The organism is Mycobacterium lacus (genome assembly GCF_010731535.1).
Classification (GTDB): domain Bacteria; phylum Actinomycetota; class Actinomycetes; order Mycobacteriales; family Mycobacteriaceae; genus Mycobacterium; species Mycobacterium lacus.
In genome coordinates this window covers 2,805,399-2,818,982 of the sequence record NZ_AP022581.1, presented here as the reverse complement: position 1 = coordinate 2,818,982, position 13,584 = coordinate 2,805,399, and the positions used below count along the sequence as shown (strand labels likewise).

The window sequence follows — 13,584 nt, the reverse complement described above, 5'->3', positions numbered from 1 at the left end:
GGCGAGCGCACAGGTACTCTCGGAGTGGTCTGCGGTACCTGGATATCAGCACGGCGAAGGAGCGGCCATGCACTGTCCGTTCTGCCGGCATCCCGACTCCCGGGTGATCGACTCGCGGGAAACCGACGAGGGCCAGGCCATTCGGCGCCGCCGGTCGTGTCCTGAGTGTGGACGACGGTTCACCACCGTAGAAACCGCGGTCCTTGCTGTGGTCAAGCGCAGCGGTGTCACAGAACCCTTCAGCCGGGACAAAGTCATCAGTGGCGTTCGTCGGGCCTGTCAGGGCCGTCAAGTGGACGACGACGCGTTGAACCTTCTGGCCCAGCAGGTGGAGGACACGGTGCGCGCCGCCGGGTCGCCGGAGGTCCCAAGTCACGAAGTTGGCCTGGCGATCCTCGGGCCGTTGCGCGAACTCGACGAGGTCGCATACCTGCGCTTCGCGTCGGTGTACCGGTCCTTCTCGTCGGCGGACGACTTCGAGCGCGAAATCGAGGCGCTTCGCGCGCACCGCAAGGTATCGACTCCGAGTTGACGGATCGTCGCGGGGCTCGGTTGGATTGGCCCGCTCTTGCCCGCACGCGGGTGGTACCCCGCCGCACGCCGCGTTCCGCGGCCCGCATCGTCGCGGCGCTAGGCTGGCTTCATGCCTGCCGACCTGCACCCCGACCTCGAGGAGTTGGCGCCCCTGCTTGGTAGTTGGGCCGGCCGTGGCGCGGGCAAGTATCCGACGATCGAGCCGTTCGAGTACTTCGAGGAAGTCCTGTTCTCCCACGTGGGCAAGCCATTTCTGGCCTACGCGCAAAAGACCAGGGCGGTCGCCGACGGGAAGCCGTTGCACGCCGAGACGGGGTATCTCCGCGTGCCGAGACCAGGTCACGTTGAACTGGTTCTGGCGCATCCGAGCGGCATCACCGAAATCGAGGTGGGCACCTATTCGGTGACCGGTGACCTCGTCGAGATCGAGTTATCCACGAGTCCGATCGGGGCCATCGGATTGACGCCGACCGCCAAAGAGGTAACTGCACTTGGCCGTTCCGTACGCGTGGCGGGCGACGACCTTTCGTACGCGTTGCGGATGGGCGCGGTCGGGCAACCCTTGCAGGATCACCTCGCGGCCACGTTGCACCGACAGCACTGACCTCCGCGTCAGTCAACGTGTGTGACACCGTCGTTGACGACCCGGCCGGCAACCCGAACCCAGCCCTCGGGGCTCCAGGTGGTTTCGATTATCGATCCCTTGCCCTGGATGATGACGAGGTCGCGGCTGAGGTAGTCGGTCATCCGTACGGCCGCGGAACCGGTGGCTTCGTCTTCCGGGACGCCCAGGTTGTCGGCAAACATTCGGGCACGCAATGATCCGGCCGCCCGGTCGGTCCACGTCCACAGGTAGTGCGCGATGTCGTCGGGAAAATCGGCGGGGTCGGCGGCCGCAAGATCGTCGAGTGAATCGAGGTCGTGGATGGCCAACTCAGGTGCCCACTCTGCGCGTGCTCTAATCGCGGTGAGGTCGCCTTCATAGCTCACCTGCACGATGCCGGCCGGCACCTGCAGCGTGTTGATCGGCATGCCGCTCTCGCGCAGCCACCAGGACGCCCCTACGGTTGGGTGGCCGGCGAACGGGACCTCGGTTCGCGGAGTGTAGATCGCAGCGTGTGCGGTGGTCGAGCCGGGGTGGGGAAGGTCAACGAATACCGTTTCGCTGAAGCCCAATTGGGCCGCCAGGTGCTGCCGATCCCGTGGTTCAACCTTGCTGGCATCGACCACGCCAAGCGGATTCCCGAAGTTCCCGTCCGAGTCTGTGAAAACCCGCAACACCGTGACGTCGATTCCCATGGCCTGACTGTACGACGCGGTGCGGCCAGATGATCAGGTGGCGCTGCGTTCGTCGGCGCCCATGGCGTTCAGCACGGCGACGCGAGTGTCGGCCGGGCCCGACACCGTACGTTCGCCGCTGCCCGTGCGGAGCAACTCGCGAAGCGCGACCTGGTCGTATTCGGCGGGCTGGGTGGTGTCGATGAAGCGCTGGACGACGTCGATGAATCGGGCTGGGTCGTCGTGGAACGGGAAATGGCCTGAGCCCTCGAAGATCTCCAGCTGGGAGCCCGGCATGGCGGCGTGCGCCATGTGGGCGTGGCGCACCGGTACCACCACATCCCGCGTGCCCCAAATGATCTGCACCGGGATGGCCTGCGTCAAATAACATCGGTCCAGCATGGTGACGATCTGCCCGCGCCAATCGACCACAGCCCGCAAGGTGCGGCTGAACGCCGAGGAGGCCGTCGGTTCCGGTAGGTCATCCAGGATCCGCAGCACATTCGGCAGGTCGCGTCCCAGGCCGGTCGATCCGAGCACCACGCCTACCACCCGCCCGACCAGCTGAACGGCAGGCAGCACCAGGGGTAACCGCAGCAAGGCCAGGGCCTCGCTGCCCATCGGCAACGAGGCCAGTCTCAGGACGACGTTGACATCCTTGGTGACGCCGCCGGCAGCGACCAGAACCAGCCGCTCGACCAGCTGCGGGAATTGGTAGGCGAATTGCATCGCCACCCCACCGCCAAGCGAATGTCCGATAACGGTCACCCGCTCGATATCGAGCACGCTAAGCAGGTCGCGCATTCCGTTGGCGTACGCCGCGACCGAATAGTCGGCGCGCGGCTTGTCGGACTTCCCGTGGCCCAGCAGATCCGGGGCGATGACCGTGAACCGCTGTGCGAGCTTGGCGTGAATGTCATTCCAGGTGGTCGAATTGTCACCGATGCCATGGATCAGGAGAATTGCCGGCCCGTCACCCGCGATGCGGAACGCCCGCTGGTAACCGTGAATGGTGCGGAACTGTAATGAGGGCGCAGTCACTTCCCGCACCGGGCGAAGATTGCGCTTCCGCTCGGTCATCTCGCCAACCTCGTTGTCGGGCTGAATGGGGCGTTCGAGAGGGTTAAGCCGGTTCGTCGTCGTCAAACTTCTTCTCTGCCTGCTGAGCTAGGAATCGCTCGAACTCGGCCCCAAGCTCGTCGCCGCTAGGCAGGTCTTCGTCGCGTGCTAGTAACGACCTGTTCGCCTGAGCGTCGATGAACGCATCGTACTGACGCTCGAGCGCGGCCACCACTTGAGCGACCTCGGCGCTCGCCTGGACCTGCTCGTCGATCTTGGCCCGGATGTCCGCTGCCGCTTCGGCCAGCGCCGCGAGCGGCAGCTGCAGCGATCCGGTCTTTGCCACTTGCTCAAGCAGCGCCTGGGCGGCGGCGGGGTAGTCGGTTTGAGTGAGGTAGTGCGGGACGTGCACGGTGAACCCGACGACCTCGTGACCGTTTTGGGCCATTCGGTATTCCAGCAGGTTGGAAGCGCTACCAGGAACCTGGATCTCGGAGATCCATGGCTGGAAGTCGGCGATCAGTTCTCGGTTGTTGGAGTGTGCAGTCATCGTGATCGGCCGGGTGTGTGGAACCGCCATCGGGACGGTACCCAGGCCGATGGTTTGCCGTACCCCCAGACGCTCGGCCAGCAGTCGCACCGCCGTGATGAAGCGTTCCCACTTCAGATCCGGTTCCATGCCGGCCAGCAGCAGAAACGGCGTGCCGACGCTGTCGCGCAGCGCGTACAAGCTGAGCTCGGGATCCTCGTAGTGGGTGAAGTGGTCGGTCTTGAAGGTCATCAGCGGGCGCCGCGATCGATAGTCCAGCAGCTCGTCGATCGCAAAGGACGCGACGAGCTCTGTGTCCAGGGCAGCCTTGAGGTGCGCGGCTGCCAGCCGGATCGCGTGCCCCGCGTCGGAGAAGCCCTCCAAAGCGTGCACTAATACCGGACCGCGGCCATCGGAGGTCACCAACTGAGGCGCCGGGAACTCGAGCTCGTACATGCCGGGTTGGCCTGGCTGGTAGTACTGTCCCTCTTCGGGGTCCTGATCGTGAGCCATGGGTTTTGCCTCCTCTCGAGGGTCGCTCCTGGGCTTCCCAACCAGTGTCCCTCAAATCGACGGGGACCAATAATTGAACAGCAACTGGCGCGTCGTTGCGAAGAAGTGCGGCGGCATTTGCTGACAGGCCGCTCGTCGCATGGGGATCCCCCACCTCGGACCGTTCCGGTCCGCATCGTCGCGCGACGGGTCAGCGGCGGAACTGACTGAGCGCCCGCATCTTGTTCGTCACGTCCAGCGCGGCGACCTTGTAGGCCTCGGAGAACGTCGGATAGTTGAACACCGCGTCGACCAGGTAGTCGACGGTGCCTCCGCACCCCATCACGGCCTGCCCGATGTGCACCATCTCGGTGGCGCTGGTGCCGAATATGTGCACCCCGAGCAGCTTGCGATCCTCGGTGGAAACCAGCAGCTTGAGCATGCCGTAGGAGTCGCCGGCGATCTGCCCCCGCGCGAGTTCGCGATACCGGGCCACCCCAACCTCGTATGGGATTGAGTCCTTGGTCAACTCCACCTCGGTGGCCCCCACATAGGAGATCTCGGGAATCGAGTAGATCCCGATGGGTTGCAGCTCGGTGATACCGTCGGTGGGTTCGCCGAAGGCGTGGTAGGCGGCCAGCCGGCCCTGCTCCATCGAGGTCGCGGCCAGGGCGGGGAAGCCGATGACGTCGCCGACGGCATAGATGTGGTCCACCTTGGTCTTGAACTGCTCATCGACCCAGATCCGTCCGCGGCCTTCGACCTGCAGCCCGGCGTTGTGTAGGTCGAGGTGATCAGTCTGCCCTTGGCGTCCCGCGGAGTACATCACAGTCTCGGCGGGAATCTGCTTGCCGCTGGCCAGGGTGGTGACGGTGCCCGCAGAGCCGACGTCGACCGCGGTCACTTCCTCGCCGAACCGGAAGGTGACCGCCAAGTCGCGCAGGTGGAATTTCAGCGCTTCGACCACCTCAGGGTCGCAGAAGTCCAGCATGTTTTCGCGCTTTTCCACGACGGTCACCTTGGTGCCCAGCGCGGCGAACATGGAGGCGTACTCAATGCCGATCACTCCGGCACCGACCACGACCATCGAGGACGGGAGCGACCTGAGATCGAGGATGCCGTCGGAGTCCAGCACGCGTTGCTCGTCGAACTCGACTCCAGACGGGCGCGCCGGCCGGGTGCCGGTGGCGATGACGATGTAATCGCCGGTGACGGTGGTCATCTCCCTGCGGCCCGGGTCTTCGATGACGATGGTGTGCGGGTCAACGAACCGGCCGTGCCCCACCAACAGGTCGACTCGGTTGCGCATCAACTGGTTGCGCACCACGTCGACTTCCTTGCCGATCACGTGTTGGGTTCGTCTCAGTAGGTCGGCCGGGGTGATCCGGTCTTTCACGCGGTAGCTCGCGCCGTAGAGCTCGCGCTGGTTCATGCCGGTGAGGTAAAGCACCGCCTCGCGCAACGTCTTGGACGGGATCGTGCCCGTATTCACGCACACCCCGCCGAGCATTCGGCCGCGTTCAATGATCGCAACCGTCTTGCCCAACTTGGCTGCGGCGATGGCGGCCTTCTGGCCGCCTGGCCCCGAGCCGATGACGACAATGTCGTACTCCTGCATCGAACCCATGAGATAGACGATAGAGCCCACAGTCGTGACTTTCTCCACAGATGCCTGCCTCAATCACGTCGCGCGAGCACCCCCTGACGGTGCGGGGCGTCAGCGTTGATGGTCATGACGACGCATGCGCCTGACTTCGAACTCAACCGCCCCGGTGCGCTGATCGCCGCGTTACCGGCCATTCTCGGCTTCGTGCCGGAAGATTCGCTGGTCCTGGTGTCGGTGGACGGTGGCCAACTGGGCTCGGTCCTGCGGGCGGACCTCTCCACAGAGCTCGCCGACCGGATTGGCGATCTCGCTGAACTGGCCGCCGCGGCTGAGCCTGAGGCCGCGATCGCGGTGATTGTCGACGCGGAGCATGCACACTGCCCGGCGTGCAATGAGGAATATCGGCAATTGTGCTCGACGCTCACAACGGCATTGGCACGGTACGACATTGTGCTCTGGGCAGCGCATGTGGTGGACCGGATAGCCCGCGGCGGGCAGTGGCATTGCGCCGACGGCTGCGGCTCGGCCGGCGTGGTCGACGATCCTTCGGCGTCGCCACTGGCCGCGGCGGCGGTGTTGGACGGCCGTCGGCTCTACCCGAGGCGCGCCGATCTGCAAGCCGTGATTGCGGTCGACGATCGGGCGCGCAGTACCCAGCTGGCCCTCGCCCTCGAGCGGCAGGCGGCGGCGCGCGAGCTCGCCCGCCGCGCGGATCCCGCGGGCTGCAGCCGCCGGGACGTGGAAAACGCAATGGTGGCCGCCGCTAGGGTCGCCGACGGGGTACCGCTCTGTGACGCCGAGCTGGCGGAGCTGGGCTGCGCACTGGCAGACGTGCAGGTGCGTGACACGCTGTATGCCCTGGCCGTGGGCGAAACCGCTGGCGAAGCCGAGGCCTTGTGGGCCGTGTTGGCGCGCGTGCTGCCACGGCCATGGCGCGTCGAGGCGCTGGTGCTGCTCGCGTTCAGCGCCTATGCCCGCGGTGACGGGCCGTTGGCCGGGGTGTCGCTTGAGGCCGCGCTGCGGTGCGATCCCGACCATCGGATGGCGGGGATGCTGGACACGGCATTGCAGTCAGGGCTTCGGCCGGAGCGCATCCGTGAACTCGCGGCGACCGGCTACCGGCTGGCGAAACGGCTCGGTGTGCGGTTACCCCCGCGTCGTCCGTTTGGGCGACGCGCCGGATAGGCGCTCGGGTCTTGCGATGTTTCAGACCTTCTCGACCCTGACCGCGTGCGCCATCTCGTGCGCCAGGGTGACGTTTTCGTGACCCGGTATGAGGATGGTCACGCCGGCAGGGCTTATCTCGACGGTCACTCGGGCATTGGGCACGACGCCGGCGTCTTTGAGCCGAGTGATGAGATCGATATCGCCCTGCACATGCTCGGTGAGCTGACGAACCACGACGGCCACCGGCGACCCGGCCGGCAGCTCGGTCAACCGGACCAGGTTGGCGTCGTCGGCGCCGGACTCCGGGCCCACGCCAAGGTCCAGCAGGCCCGGAATCGGGTTGCCGAACGGCGACGTGGTCGGGTTATTGAGCACCTTGACGAGTCGGCGCTCGACGTCCTCGCTCATCACGTGCTCCCACCGGCATGCCTCGGCGTGCACTTCTTCCCACGGCAACCCGATGACGTCGACGAGTAGCCGTTCGGCCAACCGGTGCTTGCGCATCACCGCGATGGCCAGCGCTCGGCCCTTCTCGGTGAGCTCTAGGTGGCGGTCGCCGGCCACGCGGAGCAGGCCGTCGCGCTCCATCCGCGATACGGTCTGGCTGACGGTGGGCCCGCTCTGCTCGAGCCTTTCGGCGATACGGGCACGCAGCGGAATTACGCCCTCCTCCTCGAGGTCGTAGATCGTGCGCAGGTACATCTCGGTGGTATCAACCAACTCGTTCATTCAGCACCCTCCATTGCAGCCGAGTCTACTTGGCCAGGTGCAGAAATGGTTCGCCAACGCTCCCATGGCAGCAGCATGCCCGCCGCGACCGCGGCGGGCATACCGTCTGCTACCTAGGTATGGGTTACCGTCAGGCTCAACTGGCGTACGACCGAAGCCGATCGGCCCGCTCGCCGTGGCGCAGCTTGGACATTACGTCTCGCTCGATCTGGCGGACCCGCTCGCGGGACAGGCCGAACAGCTTGCCGATTTGATCCAGGGTGCGTGGCTGGCCGTCGTCCAAGCCGAAGCGCAGCCGAATCACTTGATGCTCGCGCTCGTCGAGAGTCGCCAGCACACTGCGGATGTCGGTGTGCAGCAGCTCGGCGATGACCGCGTTCTCCGCGGACATGGCTTCGGCGTCCTCGATGAAGTCACCGAGCGGGGCCTCTTCCTCGGAGCCGACCGGCATGTCCAGGCTCACCGGGTCACGGCTGTGCTCGAGCAGGTCGTTGATCTTGTCGATGGGGATGCCGGACTCCGCGGCCAGCTCCTCGTCGGTCGCTTCGCGGCCCAGGTTCTGGTGCATCTCGCGCTTGATCCGCGCCAGCTTGTTGACCTGCTCCACGAGGTGCACCGGGAGCCGTATGGTGCGGCTCTGGTCGGCCATACCGCGGGTGATCGCCTGACGGATCCACCAGGTGGCATACGTCGAGAACTTGAATCCCTTTGTGTAGTCGAACTTTTCCATCGCGCGGATCAGGCCCAGGTTGCCTTCCTGGATGAGGTCCAGCAGCGGCATTCCCCGACCCGTGTAGCGTTTGGCCAGCGACACGACCAGCCGTAGGTTCGCTTCCAGCAGGTGGCGGCGTGCCGCCTCGCCGTCGCGGACCACGGTCGCCAGATCGCGTTTGCGGTTCTCCCCGAGGCGCTTCCGGGTTTCGAGCAGATGCTCGGCATACAGCCCAGCCTCGATGCGCTTCGCCAGCTCGACCTCGTCCGCGGCGGTGAGCAACGCCGTCTTGCCGATGCCGTTCAGATACACGCGCACCAAGTCCGCTGCGGGGCTTTGAGCATCCAGATCGCCGTCAACCCGGTTCGTGGTGCCCCGTGTGGTGGGCTGTGCCATAGCGACCTCCAATCGGCTTGCACTGTCACGTGGATTAACGACGGATACGCGCTAGGAGTTCCCACGCACTCGCCATCTCACACACCCTGACGTGCAGAAATGTCCCGGTGACCTGAGAATGTCCTGAGAAGCCTTGGCGAGTCGACGGTTAGTCGCAAGCCCGGCCAACTCTCGGCTAGCTCCGGCTAGCTCTCGTCCTGGAGGTCCGGCGAGTCCGACTGCGGCGCCGGGTGTCGCCGCGGCTCGAGCGCCGGCCGTTCGGCCGTCGGGAACAGCGGGGTGCGTCGCCGGGCGCGGTCGAATCGACGAGGCTCGTCGGCGCGGCGGGGCGGTCGGTCGTTGGCGATCAGGACGGCCATCCACGGCAACGGCACCGACACTGCCACGATCAGAAGGCAGATCAGACCGTTGTGCCAAGCGCCGTAGGCGACCGCGGCCAAAATGAGCGCCGGAATCCGGAACGCCATCAGGGTCAGATACTTCCGCACTCGCGCACGATGCTCCACCTCGTACGAGGGAGCGGCGGTGGTGATGAGGACCGGGCGGCCCCTATCGTCGAAGTCGTCGAACCTGTCGTCGTACCCGCCACCGAAACCCAGCTCGGAGCCGCGCTTCATCACTCCACTCTCCCACACGCGATCGATTCCGGCTTGGTTCGGTTTCGGGGGGAGTCAGGGGGCACAATGTGAGGTATGCGCACCCAGACGATCGAACGCACCGACGCCGAAGAACGCGTCGATGACGGGACCGGCAGTGATGTCCCTAGGTACTTCCACTACGTGAAGAAGGACAAGATCGCCGAGAGCGCGGTTATGGGCACCCACGTGGTGGCGTTGTGCGGTGAGGTATTTCCGGTCACCCGGGCCGCCAAGCCGGGCTCGCCGGTCTGTCCAGACTGCAAGCAGATCTACGACAGGCTCAAAAAAGGCTGATCAGCCCGGCGGCTCTGCGGCGGCGGTGTTTTGTTGCGGCGCCCCCGCATCTGTCGTCGCGGTGATGTCGCGGGTGCGTGACAGCAGCCAGTTGCGCAGCCGGTGGGCATGTGTCGCCGGCGCCGGCCATTCTTCCTGGATGGCGGCATTGAGTTCGGCCCCCAGCATGATCGCGAAGCCGCCGATGAACGCGAACAACAGGAACGCGATGGGGGTGGCCAGCGCGCCGTAGGTGTAGCCGGTGCTGGTGATCCACCTCAGGTAAAACCGCAGGCCCAGGGTGGCAATCAGGAACACCGCGATCGCCAGCACGGCGCCGACGACCAGGCGGTGCGTCGGCAGCGGTACCGGCAGCGCCACCCGGTACAGGACGATGACCCCGACCAGCAGTCCCAGAATCAGCGCGGGGTAGTAGCCGTAGCGCAGTATGTTGGCCAAACTGTACGGGATGTGCTCGCTCACCTTGCGCGGGCCCACCACCATCACCGGCGCGGTCGCAACGACGAACACCAGCATCACCACATACAGGAACAGCGCGAAGAATCGCTGCCGCACCGGATGCCGCAGCGGAGTCTGGTCATGAGCCTCGACCACGGCATCGACGTATGCCGAGATCGCCGACGACCCCGCCCATAGCGAGATCACGAACCCCAGCGACACCACCTCGCCACGCGCATTGGTGGTGATGTCGCGGATGGTCGGCTCGATGATCTCGTTGACGACGCTGGAGGAAAAGAAGCTGTGGGCCGTGGAGATGATGGTTTTTTCGATGGCGGGCAGCGTGTCCTGGCCGAACAACGGAGCCACATAGACCAAGCTGCCCAACAATCCCAATAGCAGCGGCGGTAGGGATAGGGCTGACCAAAAACCTGCTTGTGCTGACTCCGAGAAGATCGAGTCGTCCCAGCTCTTGGAGAGCGTCCTGAGACTGATTCGCCAGATGTGGTGGCGGGACGGCTTGGGGCTTAAGTCGCTCATCAAGTCCAGCATTACCCAAGACGGCTCGCGCCGCCGCCATTGCCGCCGGGCGCGTTGGGCGAACTTAGCTCCCGCTAACCTCCAGCACGGCGGCTAACTCAGTCAGTTTCGCCTCATGCTTGTTCGCGTGATGCTGGCAGAAGAGGAGTTCGGCTCCGGAACGCAGCTTGACACGTACCCGGGCTGCTGCGCCGCAGCGGTCGCAGCGGTCAGCTCTGGTCAGCTCGGGACCGGTCAGAGTCGCGTTCATAGCCTCTCCGTTCTCGTGTCTTCACTCTCTCAGACGTTCGGGGTTTTCGCGTTGTTCCCCGTTCGTTATCGGGTGTGTCGTTACTCACGCATTTCTGCCCGAAAATCGGGCAGGGTGGTTATCATGTCCTCCACTCCCGCCCTCCTGGTGCGTCTATGCGGTTCAGCCGAGTGGTCGCGGGCCCGCGATCGCGGTGCGATTCACCCTGAATCGCCGGGCCGGTTCGTCCATCTGTCGACGCTCGAGCAGGTACATCTGCCGGCTAACCGGCTCTACCGCGGGCGCAGTGACCTGGTCTTGCTCTACATCGACCCGGCGGCGCTGGACTCACCGCTGCATTGGGAACCGGGCGTAGCGACGGATCCCGAGTCGGTGCTGTTCCCGCATCTGTATGGCCCGCTGCCGCTGAGAGCTGTCGTGCGAGTCAGCGCTTACCCGCCGGCTCCGGACGGCACCTTCCCGCCGGCGCAACAAGCTCAGGAGTCGACGTAGGCGTCGGCTTCGATCTCCACCAGCAGGTCGGGCGCGATGAGTGCGGAAACCTCGATCATCGTGGTCACGGGCCGGATGTCGCCGAAAACCTGTGCGTGCACCTCCCCGACCTCGCGCCAGCGCGAAATATCCGTCACGTAGATCCGGTACGGACTACGTCGTCGAGTGCTGCGCCCGCCTCTTTGAGCGCAACCTCTATGCCGAAGTTCCGACCGCTTTTGCCCGAGGATTGTGTAGCCGACCTGGGAAATCAGTCGAATCACAGTTCGCGGATGTAGCCACGAATATAGTGTGTCGTTACGACGTTGTGTGATGAGAATGCGTTAGGATAACGGCGTGGCGGCATACTCAGGTTCGATGCACGTAGCCCGGAATCTGCGTGGATACGTGACGAAGTCAGGCGAGCAACGTCTCTACGAGACGATCCTGCTGCGCCGCTCGTTCCGCGACGGGGGCAAGGTGCGCCACCAAACTCTGGCGAACCTGTCCAAGCTCCCGCCGGAGGCGATCGCCGCCATCGAGGCGACGCTCAAGGGGCACACGCTCGTGGCGGCCGGCAGCGAGTTCAGCAAGACGCGGTCGCTGCCGCACGGTGATGTCGCAGCGGTGGCGGCGATGGCGGGCAAGCTCAAGCTGGCCGCACTGCTAGGCCCGCCATGCCGGGCCCGCGACATTGCTGTCGCGTTGATCATCTCGCGGGTGGTGCGGCCAAAATCGAAGCTATCCACCCTGGGCTGGTGGTCTGATACCACCCTCGGGGTCGACCTGGGTGTGGCCGACGCATCCACCGATGAGATCTACGCGGCGATGGACTGGCTTGTCAGCCGCCAGGAGACGATCGAAAGAAGCTGGCCGCAAAGCATCTCGCGGAGTCGGTGAACCCGGGCCGGATGGCGTTGTTCGACCTGAGTTCCTCGTGGGTGACCGGGCGCTGCTGCGAGCTGGCCGCACACGGCTATTCCCGCGACGGCAAGAAAGGGTGCCAGCAGATCGAATACGGTGTGCTCACCGACCCCGACGGGCGCCCGGTCGCGGTGCGGGTGTTCGCGGGCAACACCAGCGACCCGAGCGCGTTCACCCAGATCGTTGAGGTGATCAAAGACAAGCTCGCCATCCAGCGGCTGATCCTGGTCGGTGACCGCGGCATGATCACCGGCGCGCGCATCGACAAGCTGCGCGAACTCAACGACACCCCCGACGACGCAGCGTGTTTCGACTGGATCACCGCGCTGCGCGCCCCGTCGATCGCCAAACTCGCTCGCGACGACGGGCCGCTGCAGATGAGCCTGTTCGACCAGCAAGACCTCGCCGAGATCACCCACCCCGACTACCCCGGCGAACGGCTGATCGCCTGCCGCAACCCAGCACTGGCCGCCGAACGCGCCCGCAAGCGCCAAGACCTGCTGGCCGCCACCGACAAGGAGCTGGCCCACATCGCCGAACGCGTCACCAAGGGCACCCTGTCCGGCGCCGACAAGATCGGCATCGAGGTCGGTAGGGTCAGCGGAAAATTCAAGGTGGGCAAACACTTCCACCTCACCATCACCGACACCGCCTTCACCTACCACCGCGACCAGGCCGCCATCGACGCCGAAGCGGCCCTCGACGGCATCTATGTCCTGCGCACTAGCGTCGACGCCCAGGCCCTCGACCCCGCCGCCATAGTCGAAAGCTACAAGAAACTCGCCAACGTCGAACGCGACTTCCGCATCATCAAATCCGACGACCTCGACCTGCGGCCCATCCACCACCGCCTCCAAGACCGGGTCAAAGCCCACATGCTCATCTGCATGCTCGCCTGCTACCTCACCTGGCATCTACGCAAGGCCTGGGCACCGTTGACCTTCACCGACCAAGCACCCCCACAACGGGACAACCCCGTAGCCCCCGCACGCCGCTCCGCCACCGCCCAAGCCAAGGCCTCCACCAAACACGATGACGACGGCAACCCGGTCGGCAGCTTCCGCGACCTGCTCACACACCTGGGCACCCTCACCCGCGACCGGATCCGCTACCACGACACCGACATCGAAATCGACAAGCTCACCGACCCCACCCCCCACCAGCGCCGCGCCTTCGACCTTATCGAGGCCCCCATCCCACTGACCATCGCCGCGTAGCCACAACAACCACCCACCAAAACCAACAAACCCCCAGGTCAAACCGCGGATTCGCCTATCAGAACAACCTTAACTTCGGTCTATGCGGCGCAAAGCATCCCTGGTCTGGGCGGCGATATCACCGGCCGGCCCTGCTCCGGTCGTTCCGGCCACCCCCACGTGGGGCCCGACACGCATGGCTCGCGCGTAACCGACGGCCGGTTCGAAGGTGGATTCGGACGAGATGACGTTGCGGCCGTCGACGGAGTCCGAATTTATTGCGCCGCAGGGGATTCAAGTGCAATTCCGTGCATTCAGCCTACGACGACGC

General features: G+C 65.2%; 14 protein-coding genes and 3 pseudogenes. 6 read left to right on the top strand and 11 right to left on the bottom strand.

Annotation, left to right across the window (positions count from 1 at the left end; all coding sequences use genetic code 11):
- Positions 1-67: 67 nt before the first annotated feature.
- Both nrdR and G6N24_RS12945 read left to right on the top strand, forming a co-directional pair.
- Positions 68-532 (top strand): transcriptional regulator NrdR, encoded by a 465-nt coding sequence (gene nrdR / locus G6N24_RS12950; protein WP_085158299.1) that lies wholly within the window; start codon positions 68-70, stop codon positions 530-532.
- Between the two features lie 111 nt (positions 533-643).
- The gene (locus G6N24_RS12945) at positions 644-1,138 is read left to right on the top strand and encodes a peroxynitrite isomerase (protein WP_085158301.1); all 495 of its coding nucleotides are present in this window, start codon (positions 644-646) and stop codon (positions 1,136-1,138) included.
- 8 nt (positions 1,139-1,146) lie between these two features.
- Here the strand turns inward: G6N24_RS12945 and G6N24_RS12940 are convergent, their stop codons facing one another.
- The 4 genes from G6N24_RS12940 to sthA form a co-directional block, all read right to left on the bottom strand.
- Entirely contained in the window at positions 1,147-1,833 is a 687-nt protein-coding gene (locus tag G6N24_RS12940; protein WP_085158303.1) for a PhzF family phenazine biosynthesis protein, read from the bottom strand.
- 33 nt (positions 1,834-1,866) lie between these two features.
- Positions 1,867-2,892 carry an alpha/beta fold hydrolase gene (locus G6N24_RS12935; RefSeq protein ID WP_085158305.1) on the bottom strand — a complete coding sequence of 342 codons (1,026 nt, stop codon included), beginning with the start codon at positions 2,890-2,892 and terminating at the stop codon, positions 1,867-1,869.
- Between the two features lie 43 nt (positions 2,893-2,935).
- Positions 2,936-3,913, bottom strand: coding sequence for a proteasome assembly chaperone family protein (locus G6N24_RS12930; RefSeq protein ID WP_085158307.1), 978 nt, complete (start codon positions 3,911-3,913; stop codon positions 2,936-2,938).
- A gap of 190 nt (positions 3,914-4,103) precedes the next feature.
- Positions 4,104-5,510 (bottom strand): Si-specific NAD(P)(+) transhydrogenase, encoded by a 1,407-nt coding sequence (gene sthA / locus G6N24_RS12925; protein ID WP_139822260.1) that lies wholly within the window; start codon positions 5,508-5,510, stop codon positions 4,104-4,106.
- Between the two features lie 114 nt (positions 5,511-5,624).
- On the opposite strand from sthA, the gene G6N24_RS12920 reads away from it, so the two are divergent.
- Entirely contained in the window at positions 5,625-6,683 is a 1,059-nt protein-coding gene (locus G6N24_RS12920; RefSeq protein WP_163745502.1) for a DUF4192 domain-containing protein, read from the top strand.
- 21 nt (positions 6,684-6,704) lie between these two features.
- Here the strand turns inward: G6N24_RS12920 and ideR are convergent, their stop codons facing one another.
- The 3 genes from ideR to G6N24_RS12905 form a co-directional block, all read right to left on the bottom strand.
- Positions 6,705-7,394, bottom strand: a complete 690-nt coding sequence (gene ideR / locus G6N24_RS12915; protein ID WP_085158313.1) for an iron-dependent transcriptional regulator IdeR — start codon at positions 7,392-7,394, stop codon at positions 6,705-6,707.
- Positions 7,395-7,530: 136 nt separating this feature from the next.
- Positions 7,531-8,502 carry a sigma-70 family RNA polymerase sigma factor SigB gene (gene sigB / locus G6N24_RS12910; RefSeq protein ID WP_085158315.1) on the bottom strand — a complete coding sequence of 324 codons (972 nt, stop codon included), beginning with the start codon at positions 8,500-8,502 and terminating at the stop codon, positions 7,531-7,533.
- A gap of 185 nt (positions 8,503-8,687) precedes the next feature.
- Positions 8,688-9,137: a DUF3099 domain-containing protein gene (locus G6N24_RS12905; protein WP_139822257.1), complete on the bottom strand. Its 450-nt coding sequence runs from the start codon at positions 9,135-9,137 to the stop codon at positions 8,688-8,690.
- A gap of 57 nt (positions 9,138-9,194) precedes the next feature.
- Here G6N24_RS12905 and G6N24_RS12900 point away from each other — a divergent pair, with 57 nt between their 5' ends.
- Positions 9,195-9,434: a DUF3039 domain-containing protein gene (locus G6N24_RS12900; RefSeq protein ID WP_085158319.1), complete on the top strand. Its 240-nt coding sequence runs from the start codon at positions 9,195-9,197 to the stop codon at positions 9,432-9,434.
- Here the strand turns inward: G6N24_RS12900 and G6N24_RS12895 are convergent, their stop codons facing one another.
- Both G6N24_RS12895 and G6N24_RS12890 read right to left on the bottom strand, forming a co-directional pair.
- Positions 9,435-10,412: a YihY/virulence factor BrkB family protein gene (locus G6N24_RS12895; protein WP_085158341.1), complete on the bottom strand. Its 978-nt coding sequence runs from the start codon at positions 10,410-10,412 to the stop codon at positions 9,435-9,437.
- A gap of 64 nt (positions 10,413-10,476) precedes the next feature.
- Positions 10,477-10,662 carry a DUF7455 domain-containing protein gene (locus tag G6N24_RS12890; RefSeq protein ID WP_085158321.1) on the bottom strand — a complete coding sequence of 62 codons (186 nt, stop codon included), beginning with the start codon at positions 10,660-10,662 and terminating at the stop codon, positions 10,477-10,479.
- Between the two features lie 123 nt (positions 10,663-10,785).
- Between G6N24_RS12890 and G6N24_RS12885 the strand changes: the two genes are divergently transcribed.
- Positions 10,786-11,154, top strand: coding sequence for a DUF952 domain-containing protein (locus tag G6N24_RS12885; RefSeq protein ID WP_085158343.1), 369 nt, complete (start codon positions 10,786-10,788; stop codon positions 11,152-11,154).
- Here the strand turns inward: G6N24_RS12885 and G6N24_RS12880 are convergent.
- Positions 11,139-11,369: pseudogene (locus G6N24_RS12880) on the bottom strand (Rid family hydrolase); the annotation flags it as partial. The gene G6N24_RS12885 and the pseudogene G6N24_RS12880 overlap by 16 nt on opposite strands.
- A gap of 121 nt (positions 11,370-11,490) precedes the next feature.
- Between G6N24_RS12880 and G6N24_RS12875 the strand changes: the two are divergent.
- Positions 11,491-13,274: pseudogene (locus G6N24_RS12875) on the top strand (IS1634 family transposase).
- Between the two features lie 78 nt (positions 13,275-13,352).
- Here the strand turns inward: G6N24_RS12875 and G6N24_RS12870 are convergent.
- A pseudogene (locus tag G6N24_RS12870) lies at positions 13,353-13,532 on the bottom strand (hypothetical protein); the annotation flags it as partial.
- Positions 13,533-13,584: the final 52 nt, after the last annotated feature.

Coding starts and splice junctions, on each gene's coding strand:
- nrdR (WP_085158299.1), top strand. CDS start 68: ATGCACTGTCCGTTCTGCCGGCATCCCGACTCCCGGGTGATCGACTCG.
- G6N24_RS12945 (WP_085158301.1), top strand. CDS start 644: ATGCCTGCCGACCTGCACCCCGACCTCGAGGAGTTGGCGCCCCTGCTT.
- G6N24_RS12940 (WP_085158303.1), bottom strand. CDS start 1,833: ATGGGAATCGACGTCACGGTGTTGCGGGTTTTCACAGACTCGGACGGG.
- G6N24_RS12935 (WP_085158305.1), bottom strand. CDS start 2,892: ATGACCGAGCGGAAGCGCAATCTTCGCCCGGTGCGGGAAGTGACTGCG.
- G6N24_RS12930 (WP_085158307.1), bottom strand. CDS start 3,913: ATGGCTCACGATCAGGACCCCGAAGAGGGACAGTACTACCAGCCAGGC.
- sthA (WP_139822260.1), bottom strand. CDS start 5,510: ATGCAGGAGTACGACATTGTCGTCATCGGCTCGGGGCCAGGCGGCCAG.
- G6N24_RS12920 (WP_163745502.1), top strand. CDS start 5,625: ATGACGACGCATGCGCCTGACTTCGAACTCAACCGCCCCGGTGCGCTG.
- ideR (WP_085158313.1), bottom strand. CDS start 7,394: ATGAACGAGTTGGTTGATACCACCGAGATGTACCTGCGCACGATCTAC.
- sigB (WP_085158315.1), bottom strand. CDS start 8,502: ATGGCACAGCCCACCACACGGGGCACCACGAACCGGGTTGACGGCGAT.
- G6N24_RS12900 (WP_085158319.1), top strand. CDS start 9,195: ATGCGCACCCAGACGATCGAACGCACCGACGCCGAAGAACGCGTCGAT.
- G6N24_RS12895 (WP_085158341.1), bottom strand. CDS start 10,412: ATGAGCGACTTAAGCCCCAAGCCGTCCCGCCACCACATCTGGCGAATC.
- G6N24_RS12890 (WP_085158321.1), bottom strand. CDS start 10,662: ATGAACGCGACTCTGACCGGTCCCGAGCTGACCAGAGCTGACCGCTGC.
- G6N24_RS12885 (WP_085158343.1), top strand. CDS start 10,786: ATGTCCTCCACTCCCGCCCTCCTGGTGCGTCTATGCGGTTCAGCCGAG.